Source organism: Bacillus sp. V33-4 (assembly GCF_002860225.1).
Classification (GTDB): Bacteria; Bacillota; Bacilli; order Bacillales; family Cytobacillaceae; genus Bacillus_BJ; species Bacillus_BJ canaveralius.
Genome location: NZ_PGVC01000048.1, coordinates 32556 through 52183, shown reverse-complemented (window position 1 = coordinate 52183; position 19628 = coordinate 32556). Strand labels below are relative to the sequence as shown.

Genomic DNA, 19628 nt, shown 5'->3' with positions numbered 1-19628 from the left:
TTTTGCTTGCTTGTTCAGTTTTCAAAGAGCAATAAATTCGTTTGCCGCCGAGAAGCGACTTTACTAATATATCACGGTGTCGATATTATGTCAACAACCTTTTAAAAAGTATTTTCTAAATGTGACTGTTTAACATGTTTTGTATGCGACACTGTTCATATATAATATCACCCTCGTTCCAGCGCGTCAACACAATTCAGGTGATTTTACAGATGGTATTTAAACCTAAATAAATAGCATTTAAACATAATAGCGCCTGACCGTTTCATAAAAACAGTCAGGCGCTAATTGCTTATATATAATAAGTAGAAACTAGTCTATTTCCGGATGGAAATAATGTTTTCTTCCTTTATATTTACACTTCCTGATTTGTTGATGGCAATTGATTCACCAGCAGAAAGGTTAGTAAAGACAATCGCTGTTATCGTCGCAGTAGCATTGTTTTTAATATAGTCGAGATCTACCTTCAAGAGTGGTTGCCCGATCTTAACACGGTCATTCTCAGCAACCAGTGCTTCAAAGCCTTGGCCTTTCAAATTAACCGTATCAATTCCGACATGAATTAATATCTCTCTGCCAGCATCGGAAAGGATTCCAATTGCATGTTTCGTCGGGAATAAGTTTACGATCTTCCCATCTACAGGTGAAACAATCGTTCCGTCTGCGGGAATGATCGCGAAACCATCGCCCATCATTTTTCCGGAAAAGACAGCATCCGGAACTTCGGTAATCGGCTTGATTTCCCCTTTAAGCGGAGAGACAAATACATCTTCTCCACCCTTTTCAGTTTGGAGCGCTTCTGGATTTACTTCTTCGATTTGTTGCTCAATACCTTTTTCAGGAGCTTTTTCGATAACCCGCGGCTTTTTACCGTTCATAATATCTTTCATTTGTCCTTTAATCGTTTCAGAACGAGGTCCAAAGATTGCTTGTATGTTATCGCCAACTTCAAGAACTCCAGCAGCACCCAGCTTTTTCAGGCGATCTTTATCAACATTCTTAATGTCATTGACAGAAACGCGCAGACGCGTAATACATGCATCAAGGTGGGCAATGTTTTCTTTACCACCCATTGCGTCCAGAATGTTAGAGGCCAAATCTCCCGCATGGGCAGTTGTCATTTCTTCTTCCTCAACCTCTTCGCGGCCAGGTGTCATTAAATTAAATTTGCGAATTGCAAAGCGGAATCCGAAATAGTAAATAACTGAAAACACAAGTCCGACAGGAATGACAAGCCACGCGTTCGTTTGCGGGTTGATTAGGCCGAAGAGGATATAGTCAATCAATCCGCCGGAGAATGTCATTCCGATTTTCACATCTAATAAATGCATCGTCATAAATGACAGACCTGCAAAAATCGTATGAATTGCAAATAATAACGGCGCAACAAAAAGGAATGAGAATTCAATCGGCTCGGTAATACCCGTTAAGAAAGCTGTTAACGCGGCAGAAGCCATTAATCCGCCAACTACCGTTTTTCTTTCAGGTCGTGCTTCCTTGTAGATCGCTAATGCTGCAGCAGGTAATCCAAACATCATGAACGGGTATTTACCTGTCATAAATGTACCAGCAGTAAGATCTTGTACTCTATCCTGGATCTGCTCCATGAAAATCCGCTGGTCACCGCGAACGATTTCGCCAGCAGCATTCGTATATTGGCCAAACTCATACCAGAAAGGCGAATAGAATATATGATGCAGTCCGAACGGAATTAACGCCCGTTCAATCACACCAAAAACAAAAGCTGATAAAGGTAAATATGCGTGTACCATGTTTTGCGAAAACGTATTAAGGCCATTCTGAATTGGAGGCCAAATTAGCATCATCAATAATCCCAATAAAACTGCGCTTGCTGCAGTCACAATTGGAACAAAGCGTTTACCGGCAAAGAAGCCAAGATAAGACGGCAGTTCAATTTCATAAAACCTGTTATACATATAAGCAGCGAGAATCCCGACGATAATACCTCCGAACACCCCCGATTGCAAGGTAGGAATCCCAAGCACTGCTGCGTATTCAAGGCTGCCTTCCAAGTCGGCGGCTTCAATCCCGAGCACCGTACCCATCGTTACATTCATTATTAAATAACCGATGATCGCTGCCAGTCCGGCAACACCTTCACCGCCAGCCAGGCCAATCGCAACCCCAACAGCAAAGAGTAATGGAAGATTGGCGAAAACAATATTTCCTGCTGCTTCCATAACCGATGCAACCATTTCGACCGCCCCATTTTCAAGAAAAGGAGCAAGTTCAAGTAAAACCGGATTTTGCAATGCATTACCAAAGGCAAGCAATAAACCGGCGGCTGGTAAAAGGGCAACCGGAAGCATAAGCGCTTTACCGACTTTTTGCAACACTCCAAAAGCCTTTTTAAACATAATAAAAACCTCCCGTTAAATTCTTTCAGCTCATAAAGCGTTTTCATCATCGCGCATCAAAAGCAAATAAAAAAGGCATGAGAAAAGAGTACGATTGAATAGGAGTTGCACTTAAGGGTAGAATACCCTGAATACTCCATTCCAATTATCTTCTTTACTCATGCCTGATCGTATCAGTAACACGTTAAGATAATACCTATTTATTTTTCTTCTGAAGCCTCTGCAAATGCATTGTCAAATAGACTGCTTCAGCGTCATATACTTGCTTCTTCATTACTTGCTGCATGACTTTAATGAGCTTCCAGGCTAGATTATAGCATAAAGGATATTCTTCCTTCAATAGTGAAGATATTTTTTCCGGCTCATCCACTTTTTCTCCTGTCATGACGCGCTCAATCGTAAACCGCAAATGACGGACAAGCCTCATATAATCGACTGATTCTTTATCAATTTTAATATCAAGCTGTTCCTCAATCATATCAAGCAGTTTTGTTACGAGCTGTGAATGCTGATTCACGTCTGATAAATTTTTATTGGTTAAAGCACTGTGGATATGCAGAGCAATGAAGCCGACTTCCCCTTCCGGCAAATGAATTCCTGTCTTTTTGCCGATTAGTGTGACCACTTCTTTAGCCAGTTTATATTCAAAAGGGTAAAGCGCTTTTGTTTCAATTAAAAACGGGTTGTTAATCTCCATTCCCTTTGAAAGCCGGCTTACCGCAAAAAGGAGGTGGTCAGTAAGGGCAACATGAATATGTTCATTTAACGGTGCCGATGTGTTTTCCTTTATATGGAGTGTCGCTGTAATAATAGCCTCAAGTAAATGGTCCTCCAGAAAAGGCAAGAGCTTTAAGTAATTTTCCTGTTCTTTCTCATTTTTAAGAACAAACAGCTTTTCAGCTGTATTTTCCTCAATTTGATCATCCTGTTTCCGATTAAAGCCGATCCCTTTACCGATTAAGACTACTTCGCCGTATTCGGGATGGACAGCGATTATAACATTATTGTTTAAAGCCTTACTCACCGATAAATTCGCCATTTGATTCCTCCGCCTTACCAAGCTTTTCTATCCATCTACATGGTAGCGGAGAGCATAAACTAAGTCAACGCATAAAGAAAGAGAACCGCACAGTGTACGATTCTCCATAATGTTCTATCTAAGAACAAAGATGAAATACAGTATAAAAATCATAGCCAAAGCATACATGATTGGATGTATCTCGCGGCCGCGGCCTTTCGTGATCATCGTAATCGGATAAAAAATAAATCCGATTGCAATTCCGGTTGCGATACTATAAGTCAACGGCATCGCGATGATCGTCAAAAACGATGGAACAGCAATTTCAAATCGTGTCCAATCTATTTGCCCTAAAGATGCGACCATTAACACGCCAACTATGATCAATGCAGGCGCCGTTACCGGTGCCGTAATTACTTCAAGCAACGGCGAGAAGAATAAAGCAAGTAGAAAAAATCCCGCTGTTACAATGGAAGCGAAGCCTGTTCTTGCACCCGCAGCGACACCCGCTGATGATTCGATATACGAAGTCGTTGTTGATGTTCCTAACACGGCTCCGATCACTGTTCCGCAAGAATCGGCAAATAGTGCTTTTCCCGCGCGCGGCAGCTTATTATCTTTGATTAATCCCGCCTGGTTTGCCACAGCAACTAAAGTTCCTGCTGTGTCAAAGAAATCTACAAACAAGAGCGTCAAGATGACGACTAACATTTGTACAGTAAACAGCTGGCTGTCGCCGGTAAACGCCTGGAAGGCCGCCCCAAAGGTAGGTTCAATACTAGGCACACCGCCGACTACTGCTGAAGGACTTTTAATCAGGTTAAAAATCATCCCGGCGATGGTGGTGATCACCATTCCGATAAAGATTCCGCCTTTAATCCCTCTTGTCATTAAAATAACGGTGATGAAAATCCCGAATACCGCCAGCAGCGTATTTCCATTCGTTAAATCACCAAGCCCGACCAATACCGCATCATCATTTGTTATAATGCCGGCGTTTTGAAACCCGATAAAGGTAATAAACAAACCGATCCCGGCCGCTACGGCATATTTTAACTCTGCCGGAATTGCATTAATAATTTTTTCACGCAATCCCGATAGTGTTAGCAACATCATAACCAGACCTGAAATAAGCACACCGGAGAGAGCCGTTTGCCATGGTATCCCCATTGTAAGTACGACCGTATAAGCAAAAAATGCATTCAAACCCATCCCTGGAGCAAGAGCAATCGGGTACCTTGCGACCAGTCCCATGACCAGAGACCCTAAAGCAGCTGCAAGCGCAGTTGCGACGAATACAGAACCGTAATCCATTCTCATCGAATCCGGTAAATCAGGCACGGTCTGCAATGACAATGTGATTGGATTAACAATAAGAATATAGGCCATTGATAAGAAAGTTGTTAAACCGCCAAGAAACTCACGGCGATAATTTGTTCCCAGTTCTTCAAACTGAAAATACTTTTTCATTCCCTTTTCCCCCTAGAATATTGTGCAGGCCGATTTATAACACAAAAATGAATTCATCATTTCGACATATACCCGAAAAATAAAAAAAAACGCACCGGTTCAGTTCTACCGGAGCGCTTGACGAAAGGCCTGTGCATCATAAAGGGAGATAAAAAAAATCCTTAAAAACAAAAGGCATTCCCCTAATAAAAACACATACCTCGTAGTCAAGCTATTTACGGCAGCTTGGTAGAAACTTCTGGGCCATATTCCCAACATTATACGACGTATTATGACAATATTCTTTTTGCTTTATACATTTTATCAAGGGGCGTATGTCCCGTCAACAAATAAACGAACATTATTCCTGTTTTTTGAATTTTCGTTCGTGTATTCTATCACTTCAAAGCTATAAAAATGTTTGACTGAAAAGGAAAGGACCGGGATCCGGTCCGAGGTACTTTCCTTATCATTGCTCGCTTCTGAATCCGCTCTTATTCCCACTCAATTGTTGCTGGCGGCTTGCTTGTGATATCGTAGACAACCCTGTTAATATGATCCACTTCATTAACGATCCGCGTTGAAATGATTTCAAGTACATCCCAGGGGATTCGTGCCCAGTCTGATGTCATTCCGTCAATTGAGGTAACAGCACGAATGCCAATTGTGTAATCATAAGTGCGGGCATCACCCATTACTCCGACGCTGCGGATATCAGGAAGGACCGTAAAGTATTGCCAAATATCACGATCCAGACCCGCCTTCTTAATTTCTTCGCGTAAAATGGCATCCGATTCGCGGACAATTTCAAGTTTTTCCTCGGAAATCTCACCAAGGACGCGAATTCCCAAGCCTGGTCCCGGGAACGGCTGGCGCCAGACAATCTCATCGGGAATACCAAGCTCGGTGCCAAGAGCCCGAACTTCATCTTTAAACAGCGTATTAAGAGGCTCGATCAGCTTGAATTGCATGTCTTCCGGCAATCCGCCAACATTGTGGTGCGATTTTATCGTCTGCGCTGTCGCCGTGCCGCTCTCAATAATATCTGTATAAAGGGTTCCTTGTGCTAAAAATTCGATGCCCTCAAGTTTTGTTGCCTCATCGTCAAACACATAAATAAATTCGTTTCCAATAATTTTACGTTTTTGCTCAGGATCGGAAATACCGTTTAATTTAGTTAAGAAACGGTCCTTCGCATCGACTTTAATCACGTTCATATTAAATCCATCGGCAAATGTTTTCATAACACTGTCGGCTTCATTTTTGCGAAGAAGGCCGTGATCGACAAAAATACATGTCAATTGGTCGCCGATCGCTTTATGAATCAGCACAGCTACCACCGATGAATCGACGCCGCCACTCAACGCACAAAGAACTTTTTTATCACCAACAGAATGACGGATTTTTTCCATCTCGATTTCAATAAAGTTTTCCATGGACCAGTCGCCCGTGCACTCGCAGGCATTGAATACAAAATTTCTGATCATATCGTTTCCATATACAGAATGCCTTACCTCAGGGTGAAATTGGACACCATATAAGCGGCGCTCTTCATTGCTGATTGCTGCAATCGGGCATGACGGATTGGTGCCATCTACTGTAAAACCTTCAGGCGCTTCAACGACAAGATCGCCGTGACTCATCCATACGACCTGTTCATCGGGCAGCCCGGCAAACATTCGATTTGACTGCTGCACCTTCATGACTGCTTTTCCATATTCGCGGTTTTTGGCGCGTTCTACTTTTCCGCCAAAATGCATCGTCATTAATTGCATTCCATAGCAAATCCCCAAAATAGGCAGGCCCAATTCAAAAATTTCCTCATCACAGCGAAAAGAGTTTTCTCCGTAAACGCTATTTGGCCCGCCGGAGAATATAATTCCTTTCGGATTCATTTTTTTGATCTCTTCTGCCGTAATGGTATGGGGATGCAACTCACTGTAAACCCCAAATTCACGAATTCTTCTGGTAATCAATTGATTGTATTGGCTGCCGAAATCGAGCACCACGATCATTTCCTGGTGTTGCAATTCTGTTTTCCCTGGCAAAATGGTCACCTCGTTCAAATTTGTTGAAAGCTGTCAGTTTAATTCTATTATTTACTGTTGGGTCAAAAATCTTCAATAAACAAATAAAACCAGAATTCTCCCTGAAAAAAAAACTAAAGGCAGAATTCCGGCTTTTATGCGTGCTGATAAAAGAATGATCTGCCTTCATAGTCAAATCATTTACGGTGATTTGGTAGAAACTTTCGAACCCTATTTTCGAGGATATATGAAGGTAAGTACAATATATAGTTCCAAAACATTGTATCAGGTGATCATTTTTTCGGTCAAGCACTCGTTTTTTTAATTAAATTTTCCCACAATTCCTTCATTTCAGCCCAGCTGCCTTCCTGAAGAGTTCCCCTGTACAAGAAGTGTTCATATTTATTAGTTAAGCTGGACATTTCTTGCGAAGAAAAGAAAGAATCAATATAATTGGCATACTCTCTTAACGTCTGGTCGTCTTTTCGCATTAACCCAAAGCGGTGAAATTGCTTTAACAAAACTAAATAAGCCTGTGCAAAATCTTCATTGTTGTTTTTGTGCCTGAATCGCCAAATAAAGTAATATGGCAGCCACTTTGTCCTTGTTTTATACAAAATAACCGCAATGATAGCTGCTCCGGCAACCGCCAAAAAGATACGGTCCCAATGCGCAGCAAAGAAGTCTTTTATGGCTTCCCATGCATGCTTGAAGGAAAACGTTGAATTACTGTCACCGTTTGTTTCTTTGGATTTGTCCTGCTCAGGTATGTGTGGTCTTTGTGCAGGAGTGGCTGTCTGTGCATTCGGCTGCTGCGCTGTAACAGAGTCGTAATTAAAGCGGGTACTATTTGAAAAGCCTTGCGTCGGTTCAAACTGAACCCAGCCAGCGTTCGGGAAAAATACTTCTACCCAGGAATGGGCATTATTGTTGGTTATCTCGAAGATCCGTTTGTTTGGGCCGATCATCTCGATAAATTCCCCTTCCGTATACCCTTTTACCCAGCGGGTCGGAATACCGAGTGTCCGCAGCATAATGGCCATTGAAGACGAATAATTATCGCAATAGCCCTTCTGGGTCTCAAACAAAAATTGATCGACATAATCATCGGTTGGTCCCGGAACCGCGACATCAGTCTGGTCATAAGTAAAGCCGCTTCTACCAAAATACTGTTCGATCTTCCTCGCTTTATTAAACCATGATGTCTCTCCTGCTGTAATCTCCTCAGCCAATTCCCTGACTCTCGCGGGAAGCTGCTCAGGAACCTGCGTATACTGTTCAATGAATGCACTTCCCAGCCCAACACGATTTGCATCGACCGTTTCGCGCAACGCAGTCACGCTGTATTCAGGCATTTCGTAGTTTACTGTGTACTGGTTAATCGGGGCCAACTCGCCTGACCGCAGCGTATTAATTTTTTCCGTTATCGGATTTGCCTCAAACGTATAGCCGACATCCCCGGAAATTTCCTTGAGTCCAACCGGATATGTGATATGTGAGTAATTCTGAGTGAAAAACAGCGACCCTTCCCGCTCAGACGTTTTTATCCCCTCCGGTGTAGCAGAAATTGGAACGGGTTCATTTTCGGCGAATGGAACCAATGGCTGATTTTCCCCGGAAGTGACCCAGCCTTTCCCCGTATAGACATCCTTTGTCTCCACCTTCCAGTAATGGCGTGACTCAACTTCCGCTCTGAACACGACTTGATTACTGCCGATGAATGGTCCGCCAAGCTGGGAATCATCTGTTCCATAACCAACTCTTCGTATGCCTCCCCCTTCTCCGCTGCCACTTTCCTGATTATAGGATGTGATAAAAGGGACAGGATCGGGCCAAATCGGTTCTGCCTTAGGTGCAACGTAACCGAAGATTGCACTGACCGCGACCATCCCGGCCAGCGGTATAATCCATCTTTTCGAAAAAACCGATCCTTTATTAATCGATTCCTTCTCCACCAAACGGAAAAAAGTGAGCAGTCCCATCAACGTAAATCCGCCAATAACTGTGCGGACGATGGCTCCATCAGCTTGATAAGGCGTGAACGTATCAAGGACAGTAATATAAATTAACGTCATAAAGAAGAAAACAAATATTTTCCGGCGGCTTATCAGCCAATATTGGATCAGGTAGGCCATTAGCCATAAAAGCACAAAGAATAACAGGCTCCGGAACATATCCGTCAGTTGCTGCCATTCTGCAGCCAGGATGAACACTGCATTACTTTGAATATCTGTGATGAATGACGGGATCCACTGCAAACTGAAGAAAGAACCTTCCAGATGAAAATAGTTTAAAGCATAAACAATATAAACAACTTTTACAGCTGCCCCAAAAACTTTGCGAGACCCTAGAATGGATAGTCCGAAAGCAAGGATTAGGAAAATCAAGAATATATGGATATTACCAGTTGCAGTCAGTTGTTCAAGCGGCTGAAGCCATTCCCATAAAAGCAAAAACCCGAAAATATAGAGCAAAAGATTTGGAAAACCTTTGCCGGATGTGCTGGAGGTCATCATCGGTTCACCTCCGAAAATGCCTCTTTAAACAAGCCATTATGAATCATCACTACACGGATTCCCCTTGCCGTTGCAGCTGCTTTTAATGTGAGTTCATTCTGGGAAGGGGATTCTTTTTCATTCTTTATTAAAAATAAAACGACAGAGCTCTTCCGCTGAGCAAAATAGCCGGCTCTTTCAATCAGCTGCTTTGTCAGCTGGGCAGTCACAAGCATGATGGTGACATTTTGCTGTGTCAAAAAGGTCTCCGTTTCCAAGATGCGGTCCAGCATGACCGGACTTGCATCCCTTACCTTAGCAAGATGATAGAAAAGCTGCTGTTGCTGGACCTCACCGCCACGAATCGGAAAAGCTGCCCGTTCATCACTGGAAGATATCAGGCCTACCTGAGCACCTTTCCGAAGAATCGCCCGAATAATCGACGCCGTAAAAGAGACAATGATTTCAAATCTGCCTTCCGGTGCGCAATCCATCATAATAAAAACATCATGCGACTGGCGCTGCTCAAATTGCTTGGTCATAATATCATTCCGCTTTGCCGTTGCTTTCCAATTAATCCACGAAAAGCGATCACCTGGCTGGTATTCGCGAATGCCGATTGCCATCGACGTGTCCCGCTGCACCCTTTCCTTGGATGCCGTCATTCCCTGGTCATAATGATTTTCCAAAGGCCGGTATATCAGCTCTTCAAAGGCCGGGTAAACAATTACTTTATCATCAGCAGCAATTCGCTGCTCTTTTTCAATCAAACCAAGCGGATCACCCGTTTTGACCCGAATTGCTTTTAATGCATGTTCACCTCTTGGCATCTCATCAATCGTATACTGAAACGATAATTCTCTTCGGAAGCCCGGTGTTAAAAAAGTCTTCGCCTGCTTCTGCTGGCGGGAAAAAGCCAGCGACTCCCCAAGACCATCCTCGATGACGATATAAAACAAAGGGAAGGCAATTCGTCTCGACAGGCGCACTTCCGCTTTCAATGTTTCACCAGCATTAAATTCTTTCTTTACAAGCACCCGTTCTACTTCGATATCAGTAAGTGAGTAGAAAGCCAGGGCAAGGCCATAAAAAGCAAAGGGAAGAAAACTATAAAACAGAAACCAGCTGACAAATCCACCTTGAAACATTGCGTAAGAAAAAGTGACGATGACTAAAAACAATAGAACAATCAGCTTCCAAATGCCTTGCAGGTGAGTCCAATGATTTTTCATTGTTATTTCACAAGCCTTTGTACAGGAACAGGCACCCTCGCCAGCACCCGGATAATGATTTCTTCAGGCGATATCCCTTCAAACTTTGCTTCCGATTTTAAAATAAGCCGGTGCGCAAATACGTTCGGAGCCAGGTATTGAATATCATCGGGAATAACATAATCCCTGCCATACATAAAAGCAAAAGCCTGTGCTGCTTTCATTAAGGCAATCGAACCGCGCGGACTTGCACCAAGATAAACACTTCCATGATTTCTAGTCCGGTTCGCGATATCGACAATATATCTTTTAATCGTATCATCTACAAAAACCTCTTTGATTTGCTGCTGTAAATACCCGAGTTCTTCAAGATCGACAACCGGTTCCAATTCTTCAATCGGCGGAACCTTTTGCGCCCGATTAAGCACTTCCACTTCCTCGTCGATGTCCGGATATCCCATCTTCATTTTTAACAGGAACCGGTCGAGTTGCGCCTCAGGAAGCGGATATGTCCCCTCATACTCTATCGGGTTTTGCGTTGCCATAACAAAAAACGGCCGGTCAAGCTTATGGGTCACTCCATCAATGGTGACACTGCCCTCCTCCATCCCCTCGAGCAAAGCAGATTGGGTTTTCGGAGAAGTACGATTGATTTCATCGGCCAGAATAATATTTCCCATTATCGGTCCAGGCCTGAACTGGAATTCAAGCTCCTTCGGATTATAGATAGAAACTCCCGTCACATCGGAAGGTAATAAATCAGGGGTAAATTGGATCCGTTTAAAGCTGGCACTTACCGATTTTGCGATCGCTCTGACCATCATCGTTTTTCCCACTCCGGGAACATCTTCAAGAAGCACATGGCCCCCAGCCAATAATGCGACTAAACTTAATTCGGCGACATTCCGCTTGCCGGTCATGACTCTTTCAATATTGCCGATAATCCTTTCAATCGTCGGGTTCATTTCATCTCTCGCCATTGTTTCCCTCCTGAATCTCTATATAAAATTATCTCCCCCTCATACGAAAAAGGAAGGTCGCTGCTCAAAAAAAACTGTTTATTTTTATATTCTCTAAATTCTGTAAAATTCCTGTAACAAAAAAATAGAAATCGGGAAAATTTCCGTTGATTAGACAAAAAACTCCATGATTATATAGACGTTCATCATAGGAAGAAAGTTTCGAACAATTCATTTTAAAATTCTTCCATTACGCTCAATGAAAATCAGAAATTGGAACAACCAAAATGCCCACCTGATACTAGCAGGTAGGCATTTTTCATTTTTTGGTAAATAGTTACGTTATTGAGTCAATTTCACAATGTAATAAGCTAAACCGAAAAACGAATGAATTTGTCTACATATTAAAGGAGTATGCCGTAGGAAACGAATAATATGCTTAACTTAAATTAACTGTTCGTTTTTCACTTAAAGAATTGCTTTATGAAATTCATTCTATTAAAAACCATTTTTGCTTTGTGCCATTTTCGGAATAAGCAAGCCCAGCATGACAATAACTCCTACCACAAGCAAGCAGATGTATAGAATAATAAGCTTGGAATTATCGTTTGTGATGCTTTCTGTATCTTCAGAAACATCAAATTTGTATTTATTCTCCACATCCGAAAAAAGTTTTAACCGTTCTGCTTTTGCTGTTATTGTATTATTTGCTTTGGCATCTCCGCTAAAAAGCTGATCTATTACACCTTCGAGTGGATTCGATTTCTGCCCTTCAAAGGTTAAACCCTTTTGTTCCTCTGGAATTGCTTTTTTATTGTCATAAAGAGAATCTTCATGCAAGAAATTAGTGTTTTCGTTAAATTCTTTTTTTTCATAAGTATTGGGCGTTAAATCATCAATATTGGGACTTGCCCCCACTGAAATTCCGTTTAAGAAAATTGCGGCGGGGAGCATATAAGCGATAATAAAGCCTTTAAGCTTCATGTGCCTCTTCCCCTGCCTTATGAGCGCGTGCATTCTTCAGTGCATTGAACGCGAACGGTATGATGGAAAGGAAAAGAATGGTCCCTGCTAACACGATAATAGCAGGTATGAACAGTGCACTTGAACCATACTGAATCGACATATAAACCTTTGACATTTGGTCTTCATATTGAAAGTTTGGTGCAGCAAGAGCAAGCAGCGGTGTGATGAAAAACGCAACAAGTGCCACACTTGCAACCCAACCAATTAAATTGCCTATTTTAAAGCTGACCAGCACGAGCGTCGAAGCAGTGGCCAAAAGAAGAATCGTAAATATCGACCATTCAATCGCGCGAGTTTCACCTAGTGGATAGATATTTAACCCGAATAAACTAATAATCAAACCGACGATTAAATTTAGTAACACAAACATCGAACCTTGCACCAGTATTGAAGCACCTTTGAAGTAGTGGCTGAAATAACCGATTAACAGGCTGCTCAACAATACAATCGCCAAAATGACAACTGGAGGAACTTTCTTTTCTTCTTCCTCTTTAGAAGATCCATCCCCACTGATTTGCAGCGGTTGAGATAAATATTCATACACCGGACCATTTTGCTGTCCGTCTACATACGCGTTGCCGAGAACACCAAAGATGTCATCGCGGAACAACTGAGTAGTAGCGACATTTGTGCCCCATTTTTCATTCAGCTTATCTGCATCCGCCTGGACATTTTGGACCTGGGACTGCAGTTCGTCCGTATAAGTGACAATATTCCCCTGGCTCTCACCGAGTGATGTCATTAACTCGTTAATGCTCAGCATTTCCTGGCTGATGCTTTTCTGGCTTGAAACTACAACCGTGCCATCAGAGCCTTTTTCAGGTGTTGGCACGTTTCGAGTTAACAGATGGGTAGGGTTTTGTATTTGCTTTAGGACTGAGCTGGCAGTTTCTTCGATTGATTTTAGGTCATCTTGGACTATTTTTTGTTCTTTATCTAGGTTTGCACCGTATTCTGTGATGAACGCTTGTAACGTACCTTCTAAAGCAGTCATTCCGGCTTCTGTGGAAGGCAGTTCGGTGTTTAGAGTTTCCCATGCCTTTTGCTCATCAGGATTCATTGCAACTATTTCATTAATGTCATTTAAGAATTGTAATTTATTTTCGCTATCATCATAAAGCATGCCTTTTAAGGTAGATTCATACTGTTCCAGAAGTGAATAATATTTTAGATTTTTTACCAGATCATTATTATTAATAGTAATCCCAAATATATTTGATAAATTATTATTCGCAGGTAAATTTTCTAACCCAAAAATCAGTTGCTCCTTATTCTGCACAATTGGTTTTAGAGGATTATTATCTCCTGTATTCTTAGTTTCTAAATTAGTCTTTAGTATATTTATTCGAGAAGCCCAATCGCCTAAATCCTCTATAATCTGGTTTTCTGGTTCAGGCTCTTGTTCAAGGGTTGTTTTTAAAGCAATCACTTCATCATGAATTTTTGTAAGTTCATCTATTTCAGCCTGTAAATCTAAGATTGACGAAGAATTACCATATCCAGAGCCAGTATTCAGTTCACTTTTTATTTGCAAAAGTTCATCTTCAAGTTGCTTTAATTTTATTGAATCTTGTGAATTAATATAGGCTACTAAGTGATTAGGTTGTTCTTTGACCTGTTCAGAACGAGATAAAGACAGATTTTTTATCATCTCATTGTTCTCTTTAATATCTTCATTAATCTCTCCCATATTGACGGAAAGTTGTTGGGTATTCTGCTCAAACAGCTGTTTTGACCTTCCACTCGAATCACTTTGAGCGGTACTAGCATTCTGAATACTAGTTATATTCTGATCCTGCGCCTTCTGCAAAGTCTGCTGCTGCAAATCCTGGTACTCCTGATAATCCTCCACATACTTCACAAAAGCGGCAAGATTTTGTTCGAATTGTTTTACGTTATTCTCCCGCTGCGGCGACGAATCTACTGTGGATCTCATCGTCATCTGAATGGCTTCAAGCATGTTACGCTGCTGCTCGATTTCACCTGCTAAATTCTGTGAGCTTGGTTTATAAAATGCGAGCATTGCATTCTGGAAGTCGATTTCTTTTTGGAGGATTTCATCAAATTTACTTCGGACATTTTCCAGGTCTTGAGAAATATAAGACCAGTATAAAGTAGAAACTTTCCCGTTTACACGGCTTGTTGCCTGCTCAATTTCACGAAGGACTTTTTCACGATTGAACACATTCAGTTGATCCTGGACCGTATATTCGAACTTCGCTTTAACAGGCTGTTGCTCTTCATACGACATAATATTCCTTGAAAAATCTGATGGAATAAAAACGACTGCATCGTACTTTGTATTTTCCAGTCCATTGACAGCAGCACTTCGGCTAAGGACTGTCCAGTCGAAATCCGAATCTTCTGCGAGAATATTGGAAATTTCTTTGCCGAATTCGAATGATCTGTCCTCTTTATCTGCACCGGTATCTTCGTTTACAACTGCGATTGTCCTAGTTGCATTGGCCCTTTCCTGCAATTCGTTGTCACCAACAGAACCAAAGAAAACGGCCGGTGTGGAAAAAATGAGAAAGACAATAAATATCATTTTCACAATGTATTTCGTTTTCCACGTCATGTATAGACCTTCCTTTCAGTGGCACATAGCGGAATTTGGATTTTGATTTCCTTCCCATTGACTACGTAATATCCATAGCCCGGGTGAATTTCTTCTTCTTTACGCTCATAAGGAAGCGTGAAAAGAGTTTGTTCTGATTTCTTCATCAAAATAACGGCCTGGCGAATCTGCTTAATTTCTGATGTTAAAGAATCATAGCCTTTAGACAGGTCATTATTGCTTCCGGCCACCAAAATATTAAACTCTAGATGGCTGAAATTTTTCATGAGGTTGGCGATTTTATCCTGTAATTGGCTGTCCAATGTTTGTGAGAATCGTGCATAACCATCGATCACGAGTAAAACTGGTGTAAAGCCCACAGCCACATTTCCATGTTGGATGGTTTTAACATACTCTCTTTCCCTTTGTGATAAAATCTGCTCAACGCTGCCCAGCCACTCTGCGATATGCTCCTTCGATTCCATATAATCGACGTTGTCCTCATCCATATACATGGATAACCCCCGATCAAATGAATCAAAAATCCCAATCGTTTCAGTTCCCTGAAGCAACGCTGTATTCAAAATCACCTTCAGGACGTTTGTTTTTCCTTTTTGCGCCTGTCCGACAATCAGCCCATGCTTGTTTTTTACAAAGTTGATGTAGACAGGCTTAACGAATTCTTCATCGAGGCCAATTGGGATCATTCCCGGTTGCTTCATGCCATCTGTATATTGGGCGAAGTTAATCATTGTCAATTCAGATGGAAGCATCGGAACCGCTTCAGGAACCTTAGACCCGTCATATTTTGCTTTTATTAACTGAATATCGTCTTTAATTGTGTCCAATAATTGATAGTCATCTGCTCCATCCGCCGGCAAGAATACCTGTGAAAAGAAAATTTCTTCTTGTTTAATAATGGCTCTTCCCGGTATCGGTTCTGGTACAAACGGCACTCTTCCCAAGATCGTGTAGGCTTCGGTATTGTCCATCAAGTAATGAACGATTTTTGTTTTTAAATTGTTCATCAACGACTGACGAATTGAGTTAATCCTTGTCGCAGTAAAAACCATATAAACTCCCAGCGACTGCCCATCTCTCGCAAATTGATTGATTTGCGTTTCGAGGTCCTGCATCTCTTCTTTGATGAGATCAAAATTATCAATCGTAATAAACAGGAGCGGAAGCGTATCGTCGCTGATTGAGTTATACATTTTAATGCTGCTGACTTCCTGCTGCTGAAACAACTGTTTTCTGCGCGCTATTTCATCTCTTAAGATCCTCATGAACTTCTCTATTTTCCGTTCATCGTCAATTAAGAAAAAGTCTGCTGTATGTGGCAGCTGCTTTAAAGGCAAGAGTGCTCCATTTCCAAAATCGAATATATAGTAATGAACATCTTCGGGACTGTAGCGCTCAGCGATACTGAGAAGAAGGGTTATGGCTGTATGCGATTTCCCGTAGCCGGAAGAACCAAAAATCCCAATGTTTCCATCGTCCATGATGTCATATCCATAAGGTGTCTGGCTTTGTTTCTCCGGCTCGTCGATTAAGGCAAAATAAATCTCGCGCTCGTTGTTAGAAGTATACAGTCTCCGGGACAAGCGATTCGCGAGCGGCGGCAGCCAAGGGCTTCTCAGCTTTTTAATGCCCATTTCCTGTTGCAATGCTTCGATTTGATCTACAATGGCTTCTATCTCCGTCTGACCTTCTTTTTTCTTTCTCTCATGTGTGGACACGTCCGAGAGCGGAATCAAGCCCAGATCGGTCACGATCGCAACCTCGTCTTCTGTCTCGGAAGTGTCTTCAAGATACTTGGCACCGCTCCATGCCGACTGGAAAAGCTCATAAATTTCGTTGTTTCCAACTTGGAGATATCCCCGGCCGGTCATAGTAATCGCAGCCGCATCGCCGTTCTTAAGTATTTCCCGGCTGTCCTCGACATTCTGAACCTTCAATGCGACTCGAAAGCGGGCATTGCTCCAAATCTGCTCATCAATGACACCGCCCGGTTTCTGTGTGGCCAAAATCAAATGTACTCCGAGGCTTCGGCCGATACGTGCGGCACTGACCAGCTCCCTGATGAATTCTGGCTCCTCACTTTTTAATTCGGCAAATTCATCCGAAATCAAGAATAGGTGCGGAAGTGGTTCCTCAGTAAGGTTTTGTTTATATAAATCTGTATAGTCATTAATGTGATTGACCTGGTATCTATCAAATAAGCGCTGGCGCCTTCTTAACTCGCTTTTAATCGAGGCGAGCGCTCTTGCGCTGAAGTTTTTACTGCCTTCAATATTGGTAATCGTCCCAAGCAGATGAGGCATGTTTTTAAAAGGCTGTGCCATGCCTCCCCCTTTATAATCAATCAACAGAAATGCGACTTCATGCGGATGAAAGTGAACCGCCAGTGACAGTATGTATGTTTGCAAAAATTCACTTTTCCCCGATCCGGTTGTCCCGGCGAGAAGTCCATGCGGGCCATGGGCTTTTTCATGAAGATTTAGTTCAACGAGGTCTTCTTTCCCTTTTAACCCAATTGGGACTGCCAATGATTTAGCTGATTCCATTGTTAACCAATTTTGTTTGATCGGCAGCTGTTCGACTTCCTTTATATTCAGCATTTCCAAGAACGAAACACTAGCCGGAATCGAATTTGTCATCCCAACTTGATGGTCCAGCGTTCTCAGCATCCGTGCAAAAGCTTCATTTCCTTTGCGTCGGTGGACATCGAGCCTGAACGGAATCGAGACTGCTTTCTTGTGCTGGATTAAAATATCCCCCTCCTTGTCATTGATATATCTGACAAGAGTTTGGATATGCTCGGTCAAGCTCTCTTTCGAATCGGCCGCAAAAATAACCGAAATTCCCAGATGTGCATGCTTTCCTTCCAAATATTCAAGAATGACGTGTTCCGCAATTAACTGCTGATTGGTGATAATAAAGACGATGTGCGGAGAAAATCTTGTCTTCTCCTTGTCTTCATCCATATCCCTGTCCCGAAGAATTTCATAAATTGGCGAAAGTAACTGGTCACGGGTTTGCTCATTGTAAATTAATCCTTTTGCATGGGCATGGAGTAGCTGGAAATGCGGCAGCCACTTAACCCATTCCCATTCGCTATACTCTTTTTCATTAAAAATAAACACAAATCTTAAATCGTGATAGCTGTGGAAAAAGGAAAGCTGGCCGATGATCTGGTGAATTTCATTCATCACTACAGCCTCTTTGCCGACCAGCCCGATCGCTCCCTGTGATAAATCGGCGACAACTGGAACATTTTTAATTTCGCGGTATGCTTTTTCCATCAGCTGCGATTGTTCAAGTAAATCGTCAATTTCCCGGTTTGCCAGATCCCCGGCGCTCACGTTCACCTGGTAGCTGGGTGGTATTGTACCGGTACCAAGCCGGAACTGAAGAAAGTCATGGCTTTCAAGCGAACGTTCCCAAAGTCGGTCGGAAATTTGTCCAGTCAAGTACTTCATTCTTTCGAATGATGGAAAATGAAATTTCAGCACCTGCTTCTGTTTTTCAGCTAACTCCTGCAGTTCACTGCGTTTGTTTTCAAGATACTGGGTATACACCCTGTATCTCCTCTCTTTGCGCTTTTTCTGGGTACTTTTATCCTTAAAGTACTGAACACTCGACGTGACCATCGTTGTCATGAACATAACCATTGAAATAATAATAAATATTCCTCTTGGCTGAATCAGTGCGACAACGCCCATTACAATCAGCATGATTAGAGGAGGCATGATGATGAGCCATAAGCCTCTGTTTGTGTCGTCCGACTCTTGCGCTGGAAAAGACAAAGTCACTTTTTCGTTTGGAAGCTCATAAATCATCCTCGGGGTCCTTCTGTAAATCGGATACTTTTTGCTCATTTCCGATTGGGGGCGACGAGCTAAAGAAAGACTCGTCTCGTAATCTTCCAAACTTTTGATTTCCAACAAGTCGTCTTCGAGCAGGCGGATCGTCATAAATGGAAGAAATAAAAAGTCGCCTGTTTCCACCTTTGTATTATTTGAAATTCTTTGTCCATTTAAGTAGAGAATACTGTTTCCATGCTCAACCATCCAACCCGTCCTCATTTTAACAAGCTGAAAAGAATCATCTTCAGCTTTACCAATAATGGACGTCTGCGTTTTGAAAACGACTGAACTCTTCTCAAGCGGAGAAAAAGTCAATTCTTTATGACTCCCTATAAAATAGGTTTCTGTTTTCTTATCTTCTCCCGTCAGGAAAATCGATAGTGATTCAGTCTGCTGTTTCAGTTGGAACGGTTCCTCGATTGTTGCCTTTCCAATCGACTTTCCATTTTGCTTAACTGTTAAAGCAGTAAATCCATCGGTCTCGATTTCAAGCGGACCATCTTGAAACGGGAATTCCCTTAAGGTTACCGTTTGTTGCACATCGCGACCAACGGTGAATGAATGGTTCTCGCCTTTTTTTACCGGGACCCGCTGGTAATATTGATTATAAAACAACCAAATGTTGCTCAAGCTATCACC

General features: G+C 42.2%; 10 protein-coding genes and 2 riboswitches. All 10 genes read right to left on the bottom strand.

The genetic code is table 11. From position 1 onward, the window contains the following. Nucleotides 1-317: 317 nt before the first annotated feature. Entirely contained in the window at nt 318-2378 is a 2061-nt protein-coding gene (gene ptsG, locus CVD23_RS17375; RefSeq protein ID WP_101666697.1) for a glucose-specific PTS transporter subunit IIBC, read from the bottom strand. A 196-nt stretch (nt 2379-2574) separates the two neighbouring features. Continuing rightward, nucleotides 2575-3417, bottom strand: a complete 843-nt coding sequence (glcT, locus tag CVD23_RS17370; protein WP_101666696.1) for a glucose PTS transporter transcription antiterminator GlcT — start codon at nt 3415-3417, stop codon at nt 2575-2577. Between the two features lie 114 nt (nt 3418-3531). Next, the gene (locus tag CVD23_RS17365; RefSeq protein ID WP_101666695.1) at nt 3532-4866 is read right to left on the bottom strand and encodes an NCS2 family permease; all 1335 of its coding nucleotides are present in this window, start codon (nt 4864-4866) and stop codon (nt 3532-3534) included. A 183-nt stretch (nt 4867-5049) separates the two neighbouring features. Then, nucleotides 5050-5151: riboswitch (purine riboswitch) on the bottom strand. Between the two features lie 188 nt (nt 5152-5339). After that, nucleotides 5340-6860: a glutamine-hydrolyzing GMP synthase gene (guaA, locus tag CVD23_RS17360; RefSeq protein ID WP_180955705.1), complete on the bottom strand. Its 1521-nt coding sequence runs from the start codon at nt 6858-6860 to the stop codon at nt 5340-5342. 181 nt (nt 6861-7041) lie between these two features. Further along, a riboswitch (purine riboswitch) is annotated at nt 7042-7143 on the bottom strand. Between the two features lie 34 nt (nt 7144-7177). After that, nucleotides 7178-9388 carry a DUF4129 domain-containing transglutaminase family protein gene (locus CVD23_RS17355; RefSeq protein WP_308314945.1) on the bottom strand — a complete coding sequence of 737 codons (2211 nt, stop codon included), beginning with the start codon at nt 9386-9388 and terminating at the stop codon, nt 7178-7180. Beyond that, the gene (locus tag CVD23_RS17350; protein ID WP_101666693.1) at nt 9385-10599 is read right to left on the bottom strand and encodes a DUF58 domain-containing protein; all 1215 of its coding nucleotides are present in this window, start codon (nt 10597-10599) and stop codon (nt 9385-9387) included. The genes CVD23_RS17355 and CVD23_RS17350 overlap by 4 nt, the downstream gene beginning before the upstream one ends. Nucleotides 10600-10601: 2 nt before the next feature. Then, nucleotides 10602-11558 (bottom strand): AAA family ATPase, encoded by a 957-nt coding sequence (locus tag CVD23_RS17345; RefSeq protein WP_101666692.1) that lies wholly within the window; start codon nt 11556-11558, stop codon nt 10602-10604. A gap of 477 nt (nt 11559-12035) precedes the next feature. Beyond that, on the bottom strand, nt 12036-12521 hold the full coding sequence (gene essA, locus CVD23_RS17340; protein ID WP_101666691.1) for a type VII secretion protein EssA: 486 nt from the start codon (nt 12519-12521) through the stop codon (nt 12036-12038). Further along, entirely contained in the window at nt 12511-15141 is a 2631-nt protein-coding gene (esaA, locus tag CVD23_RS17335) for a type VII secretion protein EsaA (RefSeq protein ID WP_101666690.1), read from the bottom strand. Before esaA ends, essA begins: the two co-directional genes overlap by 11 nt. Beyond that, on the bottom strand, nt 15138-19619 hold the full coding sequence (essC, locus tag CVD23_RS17330; RefSeq protein ID WP_101666689.1) for a type VII secretion protein EssC: 4482 nt from the start codon (nt 19617-19619) through the stop codon (nt 15138-15140). Before essC ends, esaA begins: the two co-directional genes overlap by 4 nt. Between the last annotated feature and the right edge of the window lie 9 nt (nt 19620-19628).